General features: G+C 42.6%; 19 protein-coding genes and 1 pseudogene. 13 read left to right on the top strand and 7 right to left on the bottom strand.

Going from position 1 to position 20937, the window contains the following annotated elements:
- On the bottom strand, nucleotides 1–920 hold a 920-nt coding region (argC, locus tag ACE3PQ_RS09195), incomplete at its 3' end, for an N-acetyl-gamma-glutamyl-phosphate reductase (protein WP_374297151.1).
- A gap of 270 nt (nucleotides 921–1190) precedes the next feature.
- On the opposite strand from argC, the gene ACE3PQ_RS09190 reads away from it, so the two are divergent.
- The gene (locus ACE3PQ_RS09190; RefSeq protein ID WP_374297145.1) at nucleotides 1191–1880 is read left to right on the top strand and encodes a hypothetical protein; all 690 of its coding nucleotides are present in this window, start codon (nucleotides 1191–1193) and stop codon (nucleotides 1878–1880) included.
- Nucleotides 1873–2685 (top strand): hypothetical protein, encoded by an 813-nt coding sequence (locus ACE3PQ_RS09185; RefSeq protein WP_374297143.1) that lies wholly within the window; start codon nucleotides 1873–1875, stop codon nucleotides 2683–2685. Before ACE3PQ_RS09190 ends, ACE3PQ_RS09185 begins: the two co-directional genes overlap by 8 nt.
- Nucleotides 2686–2753: 68 nt before the next feature.
- Here ACE3PQ_RS09185 and ACE3PQ_RS09180 read toward each other — a convergent pair whose 3' ends face one another.
- Together ACE3PQ_RS09180 and rpiA are read right to left on the bottom strand one after the other, a co-directional pair.
- Nucleotides 2754–3419 carry a M48 family metallopeptidase gene (locus tag ACE3PQ_RS09180; protein WP_374297142.1) on the bottom strand — a complete coding sequence of 222 codons (666 nt, stop codon included), beginning with the start codon at nucleotides 3417–3419 and terminating at the stop codon, nucleotides 2754–2756.
- Between the two features lie 81 nt (nucleotides 3420–3500).
- Nucleotides 3501–4172 (bottom strand): ribose-5-phosphate isomerase RpiA, encoded by a 672-nt coding sequence (rpiA, locus tag ACE3PQ_RS09175; RefSeq protein WP_374297140.1) that lies wholly within the window; start codon nucleotides 4170–4172, stop codon nucleotides 3501–3503.
- Between the two features lie 118 nt (nucleotides 4173–4290).
- Between rpiA and ilvA the strand changes: the two genes are divergently transcribed.
- Entirely contained in the window at nucleotides 4291–5853 is a 1563-nt protein-coding gene (gene ilvA / locus ACE3PQ_RS09170; protein WP_374297138.1) for a threonine ammonia-lyase, biosynthetic, read from the top strand.
- A 12-nt stretch (nucleotides 5854–5865) separates the two neighbouring features.
- Nucleotides 5866–6096, top strand: a complete 231-nt coding sequence (locus ACE3PQ_RS09165; protein WP_374297136.1) for a DUF1653 domain-containing protein — start codon at nucleotides 5866–5868, stop codon at nucleotides 6094–6096.
- A 27-nt stretch (nucleotides 6097–6123) separates the two neighbouring features.
- Here ACE3PQ_RS09165 and ACE3PQ_RS09160 read toward each other — a convergent pair whose 3' ends face one another.
- The 3 genes from ACE3PQ_RS09160 to ACE3PQ_RS09150 all read right to left on the bottom strand — a co-directional run bounded on the left by ACE3PQ_RS09160 (nucleotide 6124) and on the right by ACE3PQ_RS09150 (nucleotide 8156).
- Entirely contained in the window at nucleotides 6124–6750 is a 627-nt protein-coding gene (locus tag ACE3PQ_RS09160; protein WP_374297134.1) for an OB-fold-containig protein, read from the bottom strand.
- A 35-nt stretch (nucleotides 6751–6785) separates the two neighbouring features.
- Nucleotides 6786–7106, bottom strand: a complete 321-nt coding sequence (locus ACE3PQ_RS09155; RefSeq protein WP_374297131.1) for a Rieske (2Fe-2S) protein — start codon at nucleotides 7104–7106, stop codon at nucleotides 6786–6788.
- A 69-nt stretch (nucleotides 7107–7175) separates the two neighbouring features.
- Nucleotides 7176–8156 carry an adenosine kinase gene (locus ACE3PQ_RS09150; RefSeq protein WP_374297129.1) on the bottom strand — a complete coding sequence of 327 codons (981 nt, stop codon included), beginning with the start codon at nucleotides 8154–8156 and terminating at the stop codon, nucleotides 7176–7178.
- 201 nt (nucleotides 8157–8357) lie between these two features.
- On the opposite strand from ACE3PQ_RS09150, the gene ACE3PQ_RS09145 reads away from it, so the two are divergent.
- From ACE3PQ_RS09145 to ACE3PQ_RS09135, 3 genes and pseudogenes are all read left to right on the top strand, one after another.
- Complete coding sequence (locus ACE3PQ_RS09145) at nucleotides 8358–11306, top strand: insulinase family protein (RefSeq protein ID WP_374297127.1); 2949 nt, start codon at nucleotides 8358–8360, stop codon at nucleotides 11304–11306.
- A gap of 117 nt (nucleotides 11307–11423) precedes the next feature.
- Complete coding sequence (locus ACE3PQ_RS09140) at nucleotides 11424–12557, top strand: phospholipase A (protein WP_374297149.1); 1134 nt, start codon at nucleotides 11424–11426, stop codon at nucleotides 12555–12557.
- Nucleotides 12558–12672: 115 nt separating this feature from the next.
- Nucleotides 12673–13068 (top strand): annotated as a pseudogene (locus ACE3PQ_RS09135) (putative solute-binding protein); the annotation flags it as partial.
- 85 nt (nucleotides 13069–13153) lie between these two features.
- Here ACE3PQ_RS09135 and rlmKL read toward each other — a convergent pair.
- Entirely contained in the window at nucleotides 13154–15358 is a 2205-nt protein-coding gene (gene rlmKL / locus ACE3PQ_RS09130) for a bifunctional 23S rRNA (guanine(2069)-N(7))-methyltransferase RlmK/23S rRNA (guanine(2445)-N(2))-methyltransferase RlmL (RefSeq protein ID WP_374297125.1), read from the bottom strand.
- 300 nt (nucleotides 15359–15658) lie between these two features.
- On the opposite strand from rlmKL, the gene ACE3PQ_RS09125 reads away from it, so the two are divergent.
- From ACE3PQ_RS09125 to ACE3PQ_RS09100, 6 genes are all read left to right on the top strand, one after another.
- The gene (locus ACE3PQ_RS09125; protein WP_374297123.1) at nucleotides 15659–16549 is read left to right on the top strand and encodes a bile acid:sodium symporter family protein; all 891 of its coding nucleotides are present in this window, start codon (nucleotides 15659–15661) and stop codon (nucleotides 16547–16549) included.
- Between the two features lie 164 nt (nucleotides 16550–16713).
- Nucleotides 16714–17610, top strand: a complete 897-nt coding sequence (prmA, locus tag ACE3PQ_RS09120; protein ID WP_374297120.1) for a 50S ribosomal protein L11 methyltransferase — start codon at nucleotides 16714–16716, stop codon at nucleotides 17608–17610.
- A gap of 37 nt (nucleotides 17611–17647) precedes the next feature.
- The gene (locus ACE3PQ_RS09115; protein WP_374297118.1) at nucleotides 17648–18190 is read left to right on the top strand and encodes an MJ0042-type zinc finger domain-containing protein; all 543 of its coding nucleotides are present in this window, start codon (nucleotides 17648–17650) and stop codon (nucleotides 18188–18190) included.
- Between the two features lie 529 nt (nucleotides 18191–18719).
- Nucleotides 18720–18989, top strand: a complete 270-nt coding sequence (gene fis, locus ACE3PQ_RS09110; protein WP_092617800.1) for a DNA-binding transcriptional regulator Fis — start codon at nucleotides 18720–18722, stop codon at nucleotides 18987–18989.
- Between the two features lie 95 nt (nucleotides 18990–19084).
- Complete coding sequence (gene purH, locus ACE3PQ_RS09105) at nucleotides 19085–20659, top strand: bifunctional phosphoribosylaminoimidazolecarboxamide formyltransferase/IMP cyclohydrolase (protein ID WP_374297116.1); 1575 nt, start codon at nucleotides 19085–19087, stop codon at nucleotides 20657–20659.
- Between the two features lie 146 nt (nucleotides 20660–20805).
- The coding region (locus ACE3PQ_RS09100) for a phosphoribosylamine--glycine ligase N-terminal domain-containing protein (RefSeq protein ID WP_374297147.1) at nucleotides 20806–20937 on the top strand (132 nt) is incomplete at its 3' end.

Here is a 20937-nt window from a genome sequence, read left to right as displayed (position 1 = left end):
TTTGGCATTGGTTGATATAACGCAATACGTAAATAATTCGCACCACGTACACTGCGTGTTTCAGGTTGACTTCCCGCAGGCATCACATCGACAAAAGCTTCATTTTGATAAAACTGCTCAAATAAAGCCTGTAAATCAGTTTGCTCACCTTGCTCAGTCAAATTGACATAAATGGTACTGAGCATGCCACGAATCATCGGGACTAAATGCGGTACAAAAGTCAGACTATCAAAAGCATCTTTTTGCCCTGAAATATTTTCTAAAGCTTCAACGATCTCAGGATGATGACGATGTCCTGCCACACCATAAGCTTTGAAGTTGTCAGTATTTTCTGTGTAGATCATGCCCATACTGGCTTTACGACCTGCACCTGATACACCCGACTTGGCATCGACGATGATGTTTTTAAAAGAAATTAAAGCTTGTTCAGACTTTAACAATGGTGCCAAGCCAAGCTGAACCGTCGTTGGATAGCAACCAGGATTGCCGACGACTGACGCATTTTTGATTTTTTCACGATTTAACTCAGATAAACCGTAAGCAGATTGTTTTAATAGTTCAGGACATTCATGTCCCATACCATACCATTTTTCAAATTGCGCTAAATCCTGCAAACGGAAGTCTGCTGCCAAATCAATGACCTTAACTCCTGCATCAACGAGGTCTTGTGCATGTTTCATTGCTACACCATGCGGCGTTGCAAAAAACACCACATCACAAGTCTTCAATTGATCAATATCTAAAGGGCTAAATACCAAGTCTAATACACCACGCAAGCTTGGAAACATATCTGCGACTTTGAGCCCTGCTTCCGTACGTGAAGTCAACATTTTGATTCGAGCTTGTGGATGCTGTAATAACAAACGGATTAACTCAATCCCTGTATAACCTGTACCACCAACAATACCCACGTTAATCACTGTGCTCACCTCACCTTCGTTTTGTAACCGTGCATTTATAAGCTTTCGCTACATCTTTGGCTACTTTGCCTAAAATAAGCCATCTAAAACCATGAAATTTTGAAGCTGAAATCCTGAAAGTTGATAAAAATTCAATGATCCACCTCCCAATCCCCTAGTATGACAAAAAAACTATTGAAACAAAATCGAGGAATGGACTAGACGAATGGTTTTTTTACTTTTTAATACTAGTCTTAGGGATTTTATACATAATAGCAATGGAGTGCGCGGATGCCTTCGATAAAAACAAAAGATGTAATGACACTTTCATCACTTTACAAGATAGGGTTGGCAATTGCTTGTGCGGGATTAGTCGCATGTGGTGGAGGCTCAGGTACATCACGAGGAAGTAACTCAAATACGACTGATGACGATGATACTGATCTCATTTCAATGACTGTCAATATCCCTATGTACGTACAAAACGCCTCTTTAAAAGTAGATCTTGCTGGGCGTGCCGAGCCAATATACACAAATAATGATTTTACAGGTTTTGAAACTGAAGAAATTGAACTAAAGAAAGATGACCTACAAAAAGTTTTGGTTGTAACTCTTTCCAGTAAAACGAATAGTCTTATATTCGATCCCATTCAAGTTAAAAACACTCCGTTCAACGGTAAAATTCACGCCGTAGACACAATGGCAAATGATCTCAATATAAATTTGACACCACTATCAGAGTCAGTTTATCAGCGCACTCTAGTACGTTCAGGGAACTTAGATTTCGAAAACCCTGATCATTCACTGATTAATATTGACCATATTACAAAAGCAAGCACTGAACTCAATAAATTTTTCAATCAAGCTTTCAACTTGAAAGATTTTCCAAAATTTAGTCACAGTCAAAGTATTTCGGCAATTCAATTTGAAGTCCGCAATCAAAAGCAATATATCAATTCTTTTAAGCCTTGGCATGCTTAATCTTTGGCAAAGTAAATTTCCAAATAGCACAAATAGCTATGTAGATCTTTCAACAAATATCGCTATTGACCTTCGTGATGGTTATTTAGATGGTCGAAGCATAGCCGGGGATTCCACGAGCTTTTTGAAACTCGTTACAGCTCCAAAAAATATTGATCCAGCTCTCAACAACTCTTTAGACATTGGGTTACTACAAGAAGAAGTTAGAACGACTTTCGGCGAAGATTTTAAAGCATATACACTTGATATCGCTGAGAAAAGCTATCAAAGCATCCTGAACCCTACGGGACTAAATGCACTCAATCATTATGAATATTACCAAGACTATGCCCAAGCAACTTCGACTTCTACTTTCCGTTGGACTGGTGCAGGAGATTATCGTGCAGCTTTTGGCTTTACGAGTACAGCAACTTGTGAAACAAGCGCTTTACCATGTAAGCAAGGTCTAAATGCAGATGACATCGGCGCACGATTTACGGATATTGAGTATCTCGTAGGCACACATACTGTACAGAATTGTAAGGTCGAGATCCTTGCTAGCGGTGACGTTCGATTAACTAAAGGCAATCAAACCATTGCAGGACAAATTAACCGAGATAAAAGTGACAACCTACTTCGAGTAGATGGTACAACCCACCATTATATTCTGAATGTCGGTTCTGGGGAAATTCGACCACCACATTTTTTACAGTTCGAAGTTAAAAATGCTGAAATCGTTTCTGCTAGAACAGGTAATAGTCAAAACCTTTACCCATCACTTACTGATTTAACTTTTGGCACTGACGATATTCAGTCTTGTATTTAAAAAATCTTTAAGCTTTTTTCATTCAAGCAATCATCAATTCATTGATGATTGCTTTTTTATTTAGCCGTTTATGCGCTCCACCATTGCGGTAAGCGATATTGTTTTAATTGTTTCTGCTTTAGTTTTGCCTGTGGACACCACTGCTCAAGCTGTTGCCAAAAACTAGCTTGATGGTGCATGTGAACAGTATGCGCAAGCTCATGCAAAATTACATATTCTGCACTCTCTAAAGGCATCAGTAATAATCCTGCATGGAGCATAATACGTTGATCACTACTACAACTGCCCCAGCGTGTTTTTGCTTTGCTGATACGCACCGTATTCACCTTTCGCTGATGAACTTTTGCAAAATAATTTAACGGCTCGGGTAAAACCTGCTTGGCAAATTGAAAAACAAACTGTGTTAGAGCCTGCTCTGCTCGCTCAGTATTTATTATTAAATGTAATTTGCTTTCCGACCATGTAAACGCACGTGACATGCGTTTATAATCAACCTGAATGGTCTTTGGGAAAAAGTTTAAATCCAAAGTCGTTGGTAATTCTATTTGCGCAGATTGTTCTGTTTTTTGCGAAATCAGTAATTGTTGTTTTTGCCATGTCTGTTCCAGCCAACTTTGACTCTGCACTAAAAAATCTTGTATCTGCCGTTTGGTTGCATACGGTGGCACAGTCAGCCGAATACCCTGCGCCGAAACGGCAAGTTTTAAACGTTTAGCGCGAGCATGCCTTACCATGTGAATTTCTGGCAAAAGAGGACTGAATTGTTCAGTTTGTTTTAAGATCATTCGAATACAGTCATTATACTAGCTTTCGGATTATTCAGGTTTTCTGACTTCAATGCCATTATCCGTTGCAACAATAGCAATGTTCGCTGCATTTTGCGCAAAGATACCATTGGCCACTACACCTGGAATATTATTCATAGTGCGCTCAAGTTCAAGCGGATTGATGATATTCAGATTAAACACATCCAAAATCACATTGCCATTATCCGTCACCACGCCTTCACGATATGCAGGATCACCACCGAGCGCAACTAACTTGCGAGCCACTGCCGAGCGTGCCATCGGAATGACTTCTACAGGAAGTGGAAACTCACGCCCAAGCTGTGTCACCCATTTTGAATCATCAACGATACAGACAAACTGCTTTGCCGTTGATGCAACGATTTTTTCACGAGTCAAGGCTGCACCGCCACCTTTGATCATATGTAGATGACGATCAATCTCATCAGCACCATCAACATAAGCATCCAAACCACCCACATGATTGAGGTCGACCACTTCGATACCCAATTTTTTAAGGCGCTCTTCGGTCGCTTTCGAGCTCGACACAGCAGCTTCAAGTTGTAACTCTGGAAGTAAATCAATCAAGAAATTGACCGTACTACCTGTGCCCACCCCCAAGATTCCACCTTTTGGTAGATGTTGAATCGCAGCTTCTGCGGCTGCACGTTTTTTGTCATCTTGCGAAGCATATAAAGTCATTGTTCATCTCAATTGAATGATTTGGCGGTTCAGCTCGGAATTCTAGCAAATCTTCAGCGTAATGAATTTTGATTTGCTACAATGGCGCATATTTTACTGTTAAATTTGGAAGAATGTCATGCTGTCTCATTGGGTTAGACAAATTTTACAAGCAACTGTCTATGATGTTGCCATCGAATCCCCACTTGAGATTGCACCAAAAATTAGCCAAAGACTCAATAATAACATTCGCTTTAAACGTGAAGATTTGCAACCTGTTTTTTCATTCAAACTGCGTGGCGCATACAATCGTATTAGCCAGTTACCAAAAGCACAACTTGATAAAGGTGTGATCTGCGCATCCGCAGGCAACCATGCACAAGGCGTTGCACTTTCTGGTCAGAAGCTTGGTATTCCTGCGATCATCGTCATGCCAACCACGACACCTGACATCAAGGTTGAAGCAGTCAAACGTCTTGGTGGCACCGTGGTTTTGCATGGTGATAGCTTTGATATTTCTAATAAATATGCCAAGCAACGTGCGGAAGAGGATGGACTGACCTTTATCCCACCCTATGATGATGAACTGGTCATCGCAGGACAAGGCACCATTGCCAACGAACTGATCCGTCAATGGCGTGATGTGGAATATGTCTTCGTCGCAGTTGGTGGTGGTGGTCTGATCGCAGGTGTGGCGGCCTATCTTGGTGACGTGGCACCGCATGTCAAAGTCGTTGCGGTGGAATATGAAGAGTCTGCATGTTTAAAACTCGCCCTTGAAACAGGTCAACGTGCCATTTTACCGCATGTGGGTTTATTTGCTGATGGTACAGCGGTGGCGCAAATTGGTAAGTTGCCATTTGAAGTATTACAACTAGACAAGTCTGACGGTTCAGGAAAGATCATTGAAGCTGACGTTGTGACCGTAAATACAGATGAAATCTGTGCAGCGATCAAAGATACTTATGATGAAAATCGCAGTATCGTTGAGCCTTCAGGTGCAATGGCGTTAGCTGGGATTAAAAAATACGTCGCACAGCACCATATCGAAAATAAAAATATGGTGTCGATCGTTTGCGGTGCCAATATGAACTTTGATCGCTTACGTTTTATAGCTGAGCGCACTGAGCTTGGTGAACATCGTGAAGCGGTTTATGCCGTGACTTTACCAGAACAAAAAGGCGCATTCCTCGCTTTCTGCCGTGCTTTGCAAGGTCGCAATATTACTGAATTTAACTATCGTTACAATGGCAGTGAAAAGGCGCAAGTCTTCGTCGGGATTAGCCTAAAAAACGGCGATATTGAACGTCAAGAAATCTTCGAGCAACTCCAAGCTGATTATAATGTGGTGGATTTATCCGATGATGAAATTGCCAAATTGCATATTCGTTATTTGATCGGTGGTCATGGTCATTTGCCTGATGAACGCTTATTCCGTGTATCTTTCCCTGAACGCCCTGGTGCTTTACTCCGCTTTTTAGAAAGTCTTGGACCTGAGCACAATATCAGCCTGTTCCACTATCGTAATCATGGAGCAGCTGAAGGACGTGTACTCATGGGGCTTCAAGCAGGTAAAAACTCACAGCAAAGCGCAACTCAAGAAAATGAAGCTCAAGATAGCTTGCTCACGACGTTGGAACAGATTAATTATCCATTCGATGAGATCACCAACAACTTAGGTTATCAGTTGTTTTTAAAATAATTCGAGAAAAATATGACTTCAAACACTCCACAAGCTGGCATTTATCAACACTACAAAGGTCAGCTTTACCAAGTTCTGCATACGGCAAGACATAGTGAAACCGAAGAAACCTTAGTCGTGTATCAATGCCTTTACGGCGATTATTCGATATGGGTGCGTCCTTTAGAGATGTTTAAAGAAACCGTTGAAATAAGTGCTGGACAGATCGCCCCACGATTTAAGTTTTTACATAAAATAAGTTAGCGATTTTCCGATTATTTATAGAGTGCGTTATTTTTGTTCTAAGCCAAATTGATATTCTTCACTGTTGACGATTGCTTTGGCGATGTAATGTGACTCTCGATAATCGACCAATATCACTTTGGATTGTAGTATCAATTCGCCGAATTCAGGCTCAACCTGTACATAATGTAGTCGTCCGAACTGATCACGCACCTTCGCCTGCGCACTTGAGCCTGGACGAGCTGTCCCGCTGACGATCGTGGCAAAACGTCCGAGCAAAAAGACCTGTTGATTAGATTGCGTCGGTTTAATTACTTGATCCAAGCAATGCATCATAAATAAGGTAAAGAACCACGCCATAAGCAAAGCAGGGATCAACACAAAGCCTGTATGTACAAAGCCACCTGAGAATGCAAAAGCACTCAGCTGAATCAAATAGCCTGCAAAACTAAAATTGATCAAGAAGAATAATAAGACAATAAATCGAGAAATTTGAACTTGGAGTAGTGGTGCTTCACGAAGCCATCTAGGTACCATCTGTCGAATCAACTGCGATGGGCGATGCTTGATATAAATCCCAATGGTTTCACCAATGATCAGAATAAAAATCGTCAACACACTCATATGAAAAGGCAATAAAGCACTATGAAAAAATAACGCTGTGGTGATCGTCATCTAGCATTCTCCCCTTTTCATTGCGCCAAAAAAATTCAATCTTTAAGGTATATCCCACCATCGGAATGAATTTCCAAATCAACCTTTGTCAGTGCATCGCCCTGACACGGTCCCCAAATACATTCACCATCTTCGACATTGAACAGTGCACCATGCGTTGAACAGATAATATATTCCTTATCCATATCTAAAAATTGATCTTCCATATATTCAAGATTGACTTGGAGATGCGGACAGATATTTTTGTAGGCGTAGAATGAACCATCACGTTGCGTCACGATCAACTCACCGACAGGCGTTTCAAAGCCACGTGCTTCACGCTCTGGCACATCTTCTGTTTGGCAAATCAAATGCATATTCACTCCACACTTAGATTTTTATAAATCTTTAACAATTGAACTGATTCAAAAATACTGTTTAAAAATTTATAGCAAGGCTTGGTATTGTTCAAGACTTAACCGAGGACCAAATTGGCTGACGACTTTTGATGCGACCAAATTGCCCAAATTCGCGGCTTCTTCTAAAGATTGTCCTTTCACCAACGCAGATAAAAAGCCCCCTGCAAAAGCATCGCCTGCACCATTGGTATCCACAGCCTGCACAGCTTGACCTTGAACAGTAAATGTCGCTTGACCACGACTTGCGATCAATGCACCTTTTGCACCTAAAGTGATGGCAACGGTTTCCGCACGCTCAAGTAACGCCTGTACAGCATCATCGAGATGACTTTTAGCCGTAAACATCAAGGCTTCTTGCTCATTGCAAAACAGCACATCGACACCATCATCAATCAACGCATCCAAACCGACCTTTGCATATTGCACCATCGCAGGGTCAGACAGGGAAATTGCCATTTTCACTTGATGCTTTTTGGCAATGTCACGAGAAAGTTTGACCGCTTCGATCGCACTTGGACTGGTCGCTAGATAGCCTTCGATATACAGCCATTCAGCCGATTTTAACGCATCAAAATGAATCTGATCTGCACTCAGCTCAGCAGTAATACCAAGATGGGTGTACATCGTACGCTCGCCATCTGGGGTGATCAGCACGATGCACGTACCTGTCTGCCCTTCGCTTTTTGATTTTTCGTCGGTCTGCACACCTACGGATGCCAAGTCATTGAGATAAAAACTCGCCAAATCATCATTACCCACACGACAAGCATAAAAACTTGTCCCACCAAGCGCACTGAACGCAACTGTGGTATTCGCCGCCGAGCCACCACTGGCTTGACCTTTGTGCTCCGCATCTGCCAAATATTCCACCAACTTGGCTTGTTGCGCTGCATCACACAGTTGCATGGTGCCTTTATTCAGCTCGGCATGACATAAAAATTCGTCATCGACCAAAAACTCTTGATCGACCAAAGCATTTCCAAGTGAAAACAGTGCAGGCGCAGTCATGTGCAATATTCCAATGTTTTTAAAAAATTGCCTTAGATTACCACAAACAATGGCATGGCTCATTTCGCACGTTCAAAATCAAAGAAAAAACTTCAAGTTTTCCGCTCTCCTCTATTTTTAGGTATACTCCAAAGCTGTTTTGCATTTTTTAGTTGCTTGGATTTGTAAAGCATCTATACCGTTTTTTATTTTGGAGTTCATATGTCGAAGACCAGTTCAAATTCAGTCGCCCCATCTACTCACCCTGCATTTGATTTGGTACGTCAGCAGTTCATCCCTGCGCTTTCCACCACCGTGTTTGAATACCGCCATAAAAAAACCAATGCGGTACATTATCACTTGGGTAATCAGAACCCTGAAAAAGTCTTTTTAGTCGCCTTTCGCACCCAGCCGATGGACTCCAAAGGCACAGCACATATTTTGGAACATACTGCGCTGTGTGGCTCGCAGAAATATCCTGTACGTGATCCATTCTTCTCGATGATTCGCCGTTCGCTGAATACTTTTATGAATGCCTTTACCGCTGCGGATTGGACAGCGTATCCGTTTGCCACGCAGAATGATAAAGATTTTAACAACTTACTTTCGGTGTATTTGGATGCGGCGTTTCATGCCAATTTGAATCCGTTGGACTTTGCTCAAGAAGGCATTCGTATTGAATTGGAAAATGATCGCCCTGTTTATAAAGGTATCGTGTTTAATGAAATGAAAGGCGCAATGAGTGCCGCCACCGATCAGCTTTATCACAAACTCGCACATCATCTGTATCCAAAAACCACTTATCACTACAACTCTGGCGGTGATCCAAAAGATATTCCCGACTTGAGTTATGCGCAACTTAAAGCCTTTTATCAAAGCCATTATCATCCTTCGAATGCGGTGTTGATGAGCTTTGGCGATTTGGATGTGACGGAATTTCATACGCAAGTAGAATCACAAGCTTTACAAGATTTTGAGCAAGGCAACACCATTCATTCTGTACCTGAACAACGTCTAAGCCAACCGATCCAAGTGGTCGAGTCCTATGCGGTCGATGAAGAAGATTTACGCGAAAAAACCTATCATGTGATGGCGTGGTTATTGCCTGAAATGACCAATATCAAACTGCGTCTTGCTATGCGTTTGGTCGAAGGGATTTTGTTGGAAAATTCGGCGTCACCACTGCGCCAATATCTCGAAACTAGCGGGCTTGGTCAGTCTACAGGTCCGATGCTTGGCGTGGATGATAGTAATTTTGAAATGACCTTCTATTGCGGTATTCAAGGTTCAGAAGCAGATCGTGCCGAACAGTTTGAGCAAGGTACGCTTGAGATTCTCAAAAATGTCGCCTCGAAGCCAATTGATCAAACGCAAATCGAAGCGATTTTGCATCAGATCGAATTGCATCAACGTGAGGTTGGCGGTGATGGTGCACCGTATGGTTTGAGTTTGATTTTAAATGGTTTAGGCGCTGCCATTCATCACGGCGATCCTGTGGCGGTATGGGATGTTGATCAAGCCTTGTCGCAAATTCGTGAAGATTTACAAGACCCAATGTGGTTGTCCAATCTGATTCAGACCTATTTGATTGATAATCCGCATCGTGTGCGTATGACGCTCATTCCCGATCAAAATATTTCTGCACAAGAACTAGCGGCGGAGCAAGCTCGACTTGATCACATCAATGAAAAATTGACCGATGCAGATCGAGCGCAATTGATTGAACAAGCCGAAGCATTGAAACAACGTCAAGCCACAGAAGATGATTTGTCGTTATTACCAAAAGTTGGACTGGAAGATATTCCTGCCGATCTCAAACACATCGAGCCGATCGACACTACGATTCAACTGGCAAACCAGCTGGCAAATCGTGAAACACCTGTCAAACTGTATCATGCAGGTACTAACGGTCTGTATTATCAACAAGTATTGATTGAGCTGCCTGATGATGTGGTGCAATCACCATATTTGGGCATTCTCGCTTTGCTGATGGGTGAAGTCGGCGCAGGCGATGATGATTATCTGACCTTGCAACAGCGTCAGACAGAAATCAGTGGCGGTGTCGGCATGGGTGTGAGCTTGCGTAGTCAGGTCGATGATGCTGATCAAATCAGTGCTTTATTGACACTCACCACCAAAGCCTTAAATCGCAACCCTGATGCAATGCAACTGCTTCAACATTCTTTTTGCAATATTCGCTTGGATGAGAAGAGCCGTATCCTCGAACTTCTGCAACAGCGCAAAGCCCGTTGGCAAGCTCGCCTCAGCAATGCAGGACATGGTTATGCCATGCAAACTGCGGCACGCAACATGAGTGCTTATGCCAAACGTGACTATCATGTGACTGGATTGCCTGCCCTGCAATGGCTATCGAAGCTGATTGATGATATCCGTGAAAATGACGTGAATTACACTCAATTTATTACGCAGATTCAGTCTTTACAGCAACGCATTCTCAATCAACCTAAACAATTCTTATTGGTCTGTGAAAAAGAATTTAGCGATGAATTGTTGCAAAAACTTGCTGATGTATGGTCTAAAAATGCTGTAGATACTGAAACCGCACCTTTAAACTTGCCATCTTTTGAAACCAATACTCAAGATCAAGCTTGGCTCATTCAATCTAATGTACAGTTCTGCGCAAGCGTCTACCCTGCGGTAGCGATTGACCATCCTGATGCGGCGGTACTGACCATTCTCGGACCGTATCTACGGGATGGCTTCTTGCACCAAGCAATTCGTGAGCAAGGTGGTGCTTATGGTGGCGGTGCGGGCTATGATGCCAATGCCTGTGCTTTCCGTTTCTTTAGCTATCGCGACCCACGCTTGAGTGAAACTTTTGCTGATTTTGAGCGCTCGATTGATTGGCTCATGAATCATGATGCCAAACCGCATCAGATCGAAGAAGCCATTCTTGGGGTGATTTCTAGCATGGATAAACCTGGTTCACCTGCAGGTGAGGCGATCACCAGTTGCTACGCTGACTTTCATCAGCGTGGTCGTGCTTTCCGCCAAGCGTTTCGTCAGCGACTTTTAGATGTGACGATTGAGGATTTACGTCGTGTCACAGCGCAGTACCTTGTTGATCAAAGCCCATCTCGATCTGTGGTTGCACCGATCGCTCGTCAAAATGACTTGTCTGAGCTTGGTTTTGAAATTAAACGTATTTAGAATTTGTGCATATTTATCATGTTTTGCTTTAAGTGATTTTCTGGAGTTCTTATGTCTACCCCACAGCTTAAACTGCGTTACCCATTGCATGCGACCAATTCAGTGAAATTATTAAAAATGGCGACACTGAGTGTATGTATTAGCTCAAGTTTTGCTTTTGCAGAAGATACGCTACCTGTGGTGAGTGCAGATTCTAGCGATCCAACCCCTGCATCAGCAACTGCATGTGTTGGTTTAACATCGGCGACTGAACGTCTTGCTTGCTATGACTTGGTTTTTAAAGCCACAGAAAATGCAGTGACTGACGCTGCGCCTGAAAATGAAGCAGACAACGTATTAGTAGAAGCAAAGCCTGAACCGCAGACTGTTACAGAACATATTCAACAGAAGGCTGAAGACTTGAAACTGATTGGTGCTGCACCTGCATTTAATCCAAATACGTCACTACTGGATAAGCGTTGGGAGCTGAGCCCTGAAGCAAAACTAGGGACTTGGCAGATTCGTTCATATCAGCCAGTCTATCTCCTGCCTGCAATGTGGACATCAAAAACCAATACCACACCGCATAGCCCAAATCCCTTGTATGATGTCACCCCTGAACAGGATTTGAAAAATACCGAAGCCAAATTCCAACTTTCATTTAAGACCAAAGCACTTCAAGATATTTTTGGGGATACTGGTGACGTATGGATTGGTTATACGCAGTCTTCACGTTGGCAAGTCTATAACGAAGATGAATCTCGTCCATTTCGTGAAACCAACTATGAGCCTGAAGCAAGTTTAATTTTCCGCACCAATTACAACTTACTTGGTCTGCATGGACGTTTGCTCGGTGTAACACTTAATCACCAATCCAATGGTCGCTCTGATCCATTTTCAAGAAGTTGGAACCGTGTCATGCTCAACGTTGGCTTAGAACGTGACAATTTCGCATTGATGATTCGTCCGTGGTATCGCCTTGAAGAAGATGAGTTTGATGACAATAATCCTGACATTACCGACTATCTTGGACATGGTGACATTACTGCCAACTACAAATGGAAAGATCACAACTTTTCACTGATGGCACGTCATAGCTTAAAAGGTGGTGACGATAGTCATGGTGCATTGCAGTTTGATTGGGCATTCCCACTGTCAGGTCCACTTCGTGGGCACTTGCAAATCTTTGATGGCTACGGTGAAAGTCTGATTGATTATAACCACAAAGCGACTTATGTCGGCTTGGGCGTATCGCTAGTGAATTGGTTCTAAATTCAATTCCAATAAGTTTTTTGAAATCCGTTATTCAGTTTGAATAGCGTATTTTTTATGACTTCAAAATTGAATGACTTTGCGGATGTGACCCCGAATCACCTTTGCGACCTTTTTGTTTGAAACATTAGAACTTCATCGTGGTTTGACGGACAAATCAGGCAAGGCGAAAGGCGGTATTATCCGTTTCCCATTGATCCAAGTAACAGGGACATTGATCATGCACCGTGATAAGTTTCCTGCGGGAATGGGACCGATCACACGTGAAATTATTTCTAAGCAATTGCAACCTGCTTTTGATTTTGTCGATAAGCTCGAAGCTCGTATTCCAAAAAAATTTTGGGTAGAACTGCATGAAGATGATAAGCCAAGCTATCTCAAACTGATGAGAGAATCTCGTATCTCGATGACCAAGCAAGGTTATTACAACAAAGATATGATGAATATACTCAAACGTATTCGTTGCTCGCACAATCCATCGAGCTTTGAATGTGCATTAAAAGATGAGTAAAAAAAAGAGTAAAAATTTGCACCTCTCCTCCCTTTGTTAAAGGGAGGTTGGGAGGGATTTTTGGCTTAATGGACTAAAAATCAACTTATACATCAAAATGACGAATCCGCCATGCACGGTGGATTTTTTGATTGCGTTTGAAGTCTGGACCTATCGTCCACTGGGTAATTTCTTCCACATCAAACATCGCTTCAATCTCCTCATCCATCTCAAAACCACGATAGTTATTGGAGAAATACAAAACGCCATCATTACTCAGACGATTCATGGCACGTTTGATCAACGATAAATGATCACGTTGTACATCGAATGTGCCGTAGAATTTTTTAGAATTGGAGAATGTCGGCGGATCAATAAAGATCAAATCGTATTGCTCATGCCCTTCTTTGAGCCATTCAAAACAATCACTGGCGAAGAACTGATGTTGTTCATCAGGATGATCCACCGTCAAGCCATTCAGTACGAAGTTTTCTTTCGCCCAGTTCAAATAAGTATTGGACAGATCGACACTGGTGGTACTCGCCGCACCTGCTAAGGCTGCATGCACACTGGCAGTCGATGTATAACTGTACAGGTTTAAGAAATGTTTATTTCTTGCTTCTTTGGCAATCTGTAACCGAATCTGACGATGGTCTAAGAACAAGCCTGTGTCTAAGTAATCCGTCATATTAATTAGCAGTTTGGCATCACCTTCACGCACGATAAAGCGCTTTGAGGCTTGGCTTTGCTTTTCATATTGCGCTTTACCCGACTGACGAGCACGGGTTTTGATAAAGACTTTTTCACGTGGAATCCCAGTGACCGCACGGATCGCCGCCAATGCAAGATTAAAGCGTTTTTTGGCTTTTTCAGGATCAATTGTTTTCGGTGGCGCATATTCTTGCACATGCAACAGCTCGCCGTACAAATCCACCGCCAAATTAAAATCCGGCAAATCCGCATCATATAAACGCAAGCAATGGACTTGTTCTTTCACTGCCCATTTTTTCAGGCTTTGCATGTTCTTTTGTAGACGATTGGCAAAGTCTTGTGCTTCTTCGATTTCTACTTTTTCAGCTTGCCAATTTTGTAAAAATGGTTGGCGATCGGTCGCTGCTTTGACCTGCCCCATCCGCACGTAGATCGGCAAATTACCATTCATCAAGCGTAAAGTTTCAGGCTCAGCCAATGCCAATACATCAGCTTGCTCGATATGCGCAGCGATTACCGCAGCATATTGCCCGCTAAATTGTTCCTGCAACAAAATAGACAAGCCTTGATACAAAGCACGATTCGAAGCTTTATCCCCTAGACGTTCGCCATATGGTGGGTTAGTCACGACGAATGCCTTTTGACCATCTGTTAAATTAAAGTTACACCAATCGCCAAGGACACGTTCTTCGATCTGAATTTGATCGAGTACCGATTCAAAACCTGCGGCGATAATATTTTTGCGAGTAGCTTGTACCGCATCCCAATCCGCATCAAACGCATAAAACTTCGGCAATGGTCGCTCCATCGCTGCGTGATGACGTTCAACCGCTTCACGCTTGATGCTTTGCCACAGTTCATGATCGTGCCCATGCCAACCGTTAAAACCAAAACGACGCACCATGCCCGGTGCACGGTCAGTCAAGATCATCAAGGCTTCAATAATAAATGTGCCCGAACCACACATCGGATCAAGAATCATGTCAGGCTTGCGCTCGGTAAGTTGGGCTTTTTGCAAAATCGCAGCGGCAAGGTTTTCTTTGATCGGAGCATCGGTCATATAACGGCGATAGCCACGACGGTGCAAGCTGTCGCCTGACAAATCAAGGCAGAAATGATGCGCTAATTTGCCTGCAAGCACATAAAGGGTAATTTCAGGTTGCTTGGTATCAATGCTTGGACGGCGACCTTGGCTTTCCATAAAGCTATCGACCACACCATCTTTGACACGTAAAGTCGCAAACTGTGTATTGACCTTGATTTCACGTTCGGTATGCAAGCGAATGGCAAAGGTACTTTGCGGTGCAAAGATCAATGACCAATCAAAATTGACTGACGCTTCAAATAGCTCTTCTGCGACATCACGATCATCATAATTTTGTTCAATCTCTTGCGAGAAAATCGGCAACAACACACGTGAGGCAAGGCGTGACCACATGCAAATACGATATGCGGTTTCAAGCTGACCTTGAATAATCAATCGCCCTGCTTTGCGATCGACTACCTCTGCGCCTAATGCAGTGATTTCTTCCTGCAATAGGTTTTCCAAACCATCGGCACAGGTAACCCAATATCGACTCGATGCTTGCTGTTTACTCATCAAATTTCTGCACAATCAAAATGTATAGTTAAAACTTGGCATAGTGTAGCCTATTTTGCACTGCAACATGTGCAAGACTGTCATGACGATGACAGATTTTTTAGACAAACTGTTGTAGCCTACAATGGAATCATTTCGATGCTGTATTGCATGACTTTAATGACATGACTCTAATGAAATGGTTTTTATTGCATCATTATAATTACTCCATTTTAACCACTTGCTTTAAACCGCTTGTAAAGCAAGTAAATTACGCTACACTCAAAATCAATCGCCTAGAATATTCAAGGATGAATAATAATGGATTCCGCATTAGTCACCCTATTTTTACCGATTGCACTCGGTATTGTCATGGCAGGTCTAGGTTTAGAGCTGACACCACAAGACTTTAGCCGTGTTCGAAAACATCCAAAAGCTGTGTTTGTTGCCCTATTTTGCCAACTGGTGCTATTGGTGGGTGTCGCTTTTGCCTTGTGTAAAATCTTTGCCCTTTCACCATTACTTGCAGTCGGTTTGATGCTACTTGCAGCCTCTCCAGGTGGTGCAACTGCCAATTTGCTGAGCTATCTATTTAAAGGCGATATTGCTTTAAATATTACCTTGACGGCGATCAATTCGATCTTGGCTGCCGTCACTTTGCCGATCGTAGTGAACTTTGCCATCAATCACTTTATGCAAGGCGATCAGCAGATTGGGCTACAGTTTGCCAAAGTCGTGCAAGTGTTTGTGATCATTATCGTGCCTGTATTGATCGGGATGTTAATTCGTCATTACTCGCCAAGCACAGCGGATAAGCTCAATAAGCCTACTCGCATTTTTGCCGTGGTATTCCTCGTGATTATCATTCTTGGTGCGATCATGAGCGAGCGTGAAAACCTCGTGAACTACATTGGTGAAGTCGGTGTCGCAACCGCATTATTCTGCGCAATAAGCCTAAGCATTGGCTATTTCGTTCCGAGAATGTTTGGTATCAGCGCACGCCAAGCACGTGCTTCGGCGTTTGAGATCGGTATTCATAATGGCACTCTGGCGATTACCATTGCCATTACCATCATGGCAAGTACCACCATTGCCATGCCTGCGGCGGTGTATTCGATCTTTATGTATTTTTTTGCGGTGGCATTTGGTTTTCTACTCAATCGCATTGCGCCACTACCTGAAGATGCAACAGCTGAGAGTCTCAATCATTAATTCTCGCTAAAAATTCAACCAATCAAAGCGCATTAACAGCCACTGTTGATGCTCTACTTTATTAAGACCCTTATTTTTTTGTGGGAATTTTCACAGTGCCCAATTTTTTATTGTGCTTATCGGCTACAATACATCGCAACAATTGAATTTTTTGGTGACATCTTTTGAACTGGTTGCAAATCCATATCACAGTACAACAATCTCAAGTCGAAATCTGCGAATCGCTACTGTTATCTTTAGGTGCAGTGAGCGTGACTTTAGACGATGCGGAAGATCAAGCTTTGCTTGAACCGCTGCCGGGTGAAACACCGCTTTGGGATAAGGTGATTGTGACTGGTATTTTTCAGCAAGAAGACGATCAACCTTTAGATGCGGATGCGTTATCGCAGTTTATTTCTGCGCAGATCGAGCACACTGCGATCCGCTCGGAAGTCATCGAAGATCAAGTATGGGAACGTGCTTGGATGGATTATTATGAGCCGATCCAAGTCGCAGATAATCTTTGGATCGTCCCTGAATGGCTTGAAGCGCCGAATCCTGAAGTGACCAATATCAAACTTGATCCAGGGCTTGCTTTTGGTACAGGTAACCATGCCAGTACCTTCCTCTGCCTACAGTGGCTTGCAAGAATTGATCTCAAAGATAAAGTGGTGATTGACTACGGCTGTGGCTCAGGGATCTTGGGTGTAGCTGCACTATTACTTGGTGCAAAATATGTCTATGCGACCGATATTGACCCGCAAGCTGTTCTAGCAACCAAGCAAAATGCAGAATTGAATGGTGTAGCAGATCGACTTTGGGTCGGATTACCTGAAGAGTTTGAAGCACATTATCAAGACAAAACAGAAATCTTAGTTGCAAATATCTTAGCCAAACCACTGATGATGCTGGTTGAAACTTTCTACAATCTCACTGTACCGAATGCACAGATTGCCCTTGCAGGATTGATTGAAGAACAGATCGAAGATGTCAAAGCTGCTTACGCACCGTATTTTGAAATCACTGGGCAACAGATGCGTGAAGAAAACTGGTGTCGCCTTTCAGGACATCGAAAGGCTTAACCAACTCGATGTTGAGCTAAAATTGGATTGAGAATCAATGCGCTACTATAGCCAATGTCCAAACTGCCAAAGCACTTATGAACTGACCTTAATGCAACTTAACATAGCTCAGGGCAAAGTGCGCTGTGCAGAATGTCATGCAACATTTGATGCTTTTGCGCATTTTATTCTCGATCCTGATTATCTACCCAACACCAATCCGCAAAACTTTATCCACTACTCTCTACAACACGACACCAAAGATATCCAAACAAACCCATTTGATTTGACGGCACATGCCTCAAAAAATGCAAGTATCATTGATCATGTGATGGATATGATGAATAGTAGTGTGGAGGGCTCAAGACTGAATCTGTACACCTATCTGAATCACCTTGACACCATGAGCCCAAATCAGTTTGGTTTGAAAGCAGTAACGGTCGCAACACCCAAGATTAATCCTAAAAAGAATGAAGTCCGTTATGTCCGTAAGGCGAAAATGACAGATAACCAGCGCAATTATTATGTGACTTGGGGTGTGCTCAATTTTTTACTGGTGCTTCTATTGATTTTTCAAATTTTCTTCTTTCACTACATCTAATCCGTCACATCAACCCGTCTTGTTGTCCAAAATTCCAAATTAATTTGACTTTATTTACAAAAAGCAGCTTTGCATATTTTTTAAACAATTCAGGAAAAACAAAAAGTTGAGGAATATACGCTGAAACTTTCCAAATATACAGCAAAATAATTACGAAAAAATGAACTTTATTTGCTCACTTTGGGCGAGAAAATGCTATGATATGTGCAATTGAAGTTTTAACTTGTCTCCTTTGCTGGTTCTAGCAGTTTGAAAACTATTCCCTTTTAATTGCCAATGTTGGTTGGTGTAGGGTTTTGTTTTTCGTTGTTTTTGACATGTATACTTTTCATACAGTCAAACACGGTTGAGTTGCACCGCAAAATGAATTGTTTGTGCTTCATTTCGGATGAAGCTGTGACTGTTTAAACGATCATTATTTTGATGGTCTTGAATGGGTCACTAGATGCTTAACATATTAACCCACCGCTAAGATAATGTTGATGAACTACATTAATTATCTAGTGGTCAAAATTTTCGGATTTATCGCATGAATAGTAAGTCTCCTATTTTTACTGCACAATCTGACGTTGCGCTACGTATTCACGTAGACCGTGCAGTTCGCCATTACTTCGCTCAATTGCAAGGTGAACAGCCTGCGCAAGTTTACGATATGGTTTTGGCTGAAATGGAGAAACCATTATTATCAGTCGTTCTTGAATATACTCGTGGCAACCAAACACGTGCTGCGGAGATTCTGGGACTTAACCGTGGCACTTTGCGTAAGAAGTTAAAAGCTCACGGTTTAATGGCTGAATAGTTGAATAAATGATAAGATGCCTGCCAACGAGCGGGCATTTTTATGCCTAATTTTTAGATGTTTCCCCTTTCACTTTTGATTTTAAACATACCGCTATGACTGTTTCTCGTGCTTTAATTTCCGTTTCTGATAAGACTGGTATCGTTGAGTTTGCACAATCGCTTGCAAGCTTGAATATTGAAATTCTTTCAACTGGTGGCACTTATAAGCTACTTAAAGACAACCAAGTTCCTGTGATCGAAGTGTCAGAGCACACTGGCTTTCCAGAAATGATGGATGGTCGTGTCAAAACCCTGCATCCAAAGATTCATGGCGGGATTTTGGCGCGTCGAGGGCTTGATGAAGCTGTCATGGCTGAGCACAATATTGATGCAATCGACTTGGTCATTGTCAATCTTTATCCATTTGCTGAAACTGTTGCTAAACCAAATTGCTCTCTTGCAGATGCGATCGAAAACATCGACATCGGTGGTCCAACCATGGTACGTGCTGCGGCTAAAAACCATGCCTCTGTTGGTATTATCGTTAATGCTTCAGACTACGATACCGTAGTGGCTGAGTTAAAAGCTGACGGTACACTTTCACATGCGACTCGTTTTGATTTGGCAGTGAAAGCCTTTGAACATACAGCGCAATATGACGGCATGATTGCGCAATATCTTGGCGCACGTGTGGGCAAAGCAGAAGGCGAAGCAGATCAATTTGCCCGTACTTTCAACGTGCAAATGAACAAATCACAAGATTTACGTTACGGTGAAAACCCACATCAATCCGCAGCGTTCTATGTCGAAAGCACAGCGACTGAGGCGTCGGTATCGACTGCAACGCAATTGCAAGGCAAAGAGCTATCTTATAACAATATCGCCGATACCGATGCTGCTCTTGAATGTGTCAAAACCTTTGCCAAGCCTGCTTGTGTGATTGTAAAACACGCCAATCCGTGCGGCGTAGCAGTATCTTTAGACGGTATTCAAACTGCTTATGATCTTGCTTATGCAACCGATCCTGAGTCTGCATTTGGTGGCATTATCGCCTTCAACCGTGAGTTAGACGTGGCGACTGCACAGGCAATTGTTGATCGTCAATTTGTAGAAGTGATCATTGCACCAAGTATTGCCGATGGTGTCCTTGAAGTGACTGGTGCTAAGAAAAATGTACGTGTTTTGACTTGTGGCGAATTGCCTGCGATTGATGCACGTGCACCACAGTTTGACTTCAAACGTGTCAATGGCGGACTTTTGGTACAAGATCAAGACTTGGGTATGATCAAAGCCTCTGACCTCAAAGTCGTAACTGACCGTGCACCAACCGAGCAAGAAATTGACGATCTAATCTTTGCTTGGAAAGTTGCAAAATACGTGAAATCAAATGCAATTGTCTATGCGAAAAACCGTCAAACCATTGGTGTTGGCGCAGGTCAAATGAGCCGTGTCAACTCCGCTCGTATCGCAGCGATCAAAGCAGAACATGCAGGACTCGTGGTTGAAGGTGCGGTAATGGCTTCGGATGCATTCTTCCCTTTCCGTGATGGTATTGATAATGCAGCCAAAGCGGGCATCAAATGTATTATCCAACCGGGTGGTTCAATGCGTGATGAAGAAACCATCGCAGCAGCCAATGAGCATGGCATTGCCATGGTATTTACAGGCATGCGCCACTTCCGTCACTGATTTTTAAAATCCCTTTGTACAGCTCAACATATGATTTTGGGCTAGTACACAGGGATTTTTTCATTCATAATTTTTGATGAAATTTTTTGCATCACAGCATTTTGATAAATTCGATTTCATTGCGAGATGAAAAGGGAAAATAATTGATGAATATTTTAGTTTTGGGTAGTGGTGGTCGTGAGCATGCCTTGTCTTGGAAAATTGCTCAAGATGCCAAAGTCAGCACGGTATTTGTTGCACCGGGTAATGCAGGCACCGCCAATGAAGACAAATGTCAA

The organism is Acinetobacter sp. (assembly GCF_041911495.1).
Classification (GTDB): domain Bacteria; phylum Pseudomonadota; class Gammaproteobacteria; order Pseudomonadales; family Moraxellaceae; genus Acinetobacter.
The sequence above is the reverse complement of the archived record's forward strand: the minus strand, read 5'-3'. Positions and strand labels throughout refer to the sequence as shown.

Bases quoted from the DNA above. Each gene is read 5' to 3' on its own strand.
- ACE3PQ_RS09190 (WP_374297145.1), top strand. From the start codon at position 1,191: ATGCCTTCGATAAAAACAAAAGATGTAATGACACTTTCATCACTTTAC.
- ACE3PQ_RS09185 (WP_374297143.1), top strand. From the start codon at position 1,873: ATGCTTAATCTTTGGCAAAGTAAATTTCCAAATAGCACAAATAGCTAT.
- ACE3PQ_RS09180 (WP_374297142.1), bottom strand. From the start codon at position 3,419: ATGGTAAGGCATGCTCGCGCTAAACGTTTAAAACTTGCCGTTTCGGCG.
- rpiA (WP_374297140.1), bottom strand. From the start codon at position 4,172: ATGACTTTATATGCTTCGCAAGATGACAAAAAACGTGCAGCCGCAGAA.
- ilvA (WP_374297138.1), top strand. From the start codon at position 4,291: ATGCTGTCTCATTGGGTTAGACAAATTTTACAAGCAACTGTCTATGAT.
- ACE3PQ_RS09165 (WP_374297136.1), top strand. From the start codon at position 5,866: ATGACTTCAAACACTCCACAAGCTGGCATTTATCAACACTACAAAGGT.
- ACE3PQ_RS09160 (WP_374297134.1), bottom strand. From the start codon at position 6,750: ATGACGATCACCACAGCGTTATTTTTTCATAGTGCTTTATTGCCTTTT.
- ACE3PQ_RS09155 (WP_374297131.1), bottom strand. From the start codon at position 7,106: ATGCATTTGATTTGCCAAACAGAAGATGTGCCAGAGCGTGAAGCACGT.
- ACE3PQ_RS09150 (WP_374297129.1), bottom strand. From the start codon at position 8,156: ATGACTGCGCCTGCACTGTTTTCACTTGGAAATGCTTTGGTCGATCAA.
- ACE3PQ_RS09145 (WP_374297127.1), top strand. From the start codon at position 8,358: ATGTCGAAGACCAGTTCAAATTCAGTCGCCCCATCTACTCACCCTGCA.
- ACE3PQ_RS09140 (WP_374297149.1), top strand. From the start codon at position 11,424: ATGGCGACACTGAGTGTATGTATTAGCTCAAGTTTTGCTTTTGCAGAA.
- rlmKL (WP_374297125.1), bottom strand. From the start codon at position 15,358: ATGAGTAAACAGCAAGCATCGAGTCGATATTGGGTTACCTGTGCCGAT.
- ACE3PQ_RS09125 (WP_374297123.1), top strand. From the start codon at position 15,659: ATGGATTCCGCATTAGTCACCCTATTTTTACCGATTGCACTCGGTATT.
- ACE3PQ_RS09115 (WP_374297118.1), top strand. From the start codon at position 17,648: ATGCGCTACTATAGCCAATGTCCAAACTGCCAAAGCACTTATGAACTG.
- fis (WP_092617800.1), top strand. From the start codon at position 18,720: ATGAATAGTAAGTCTCCTATTTTTACTGCACAATCTGACGTTGCGCTA.
- purH (WP_374297116.1), top strand. From the start codon at position 19,085: ATGACTGTTTCTCGTGCTTTAATTTCCGTTTCTGATAAGACTGGTATC.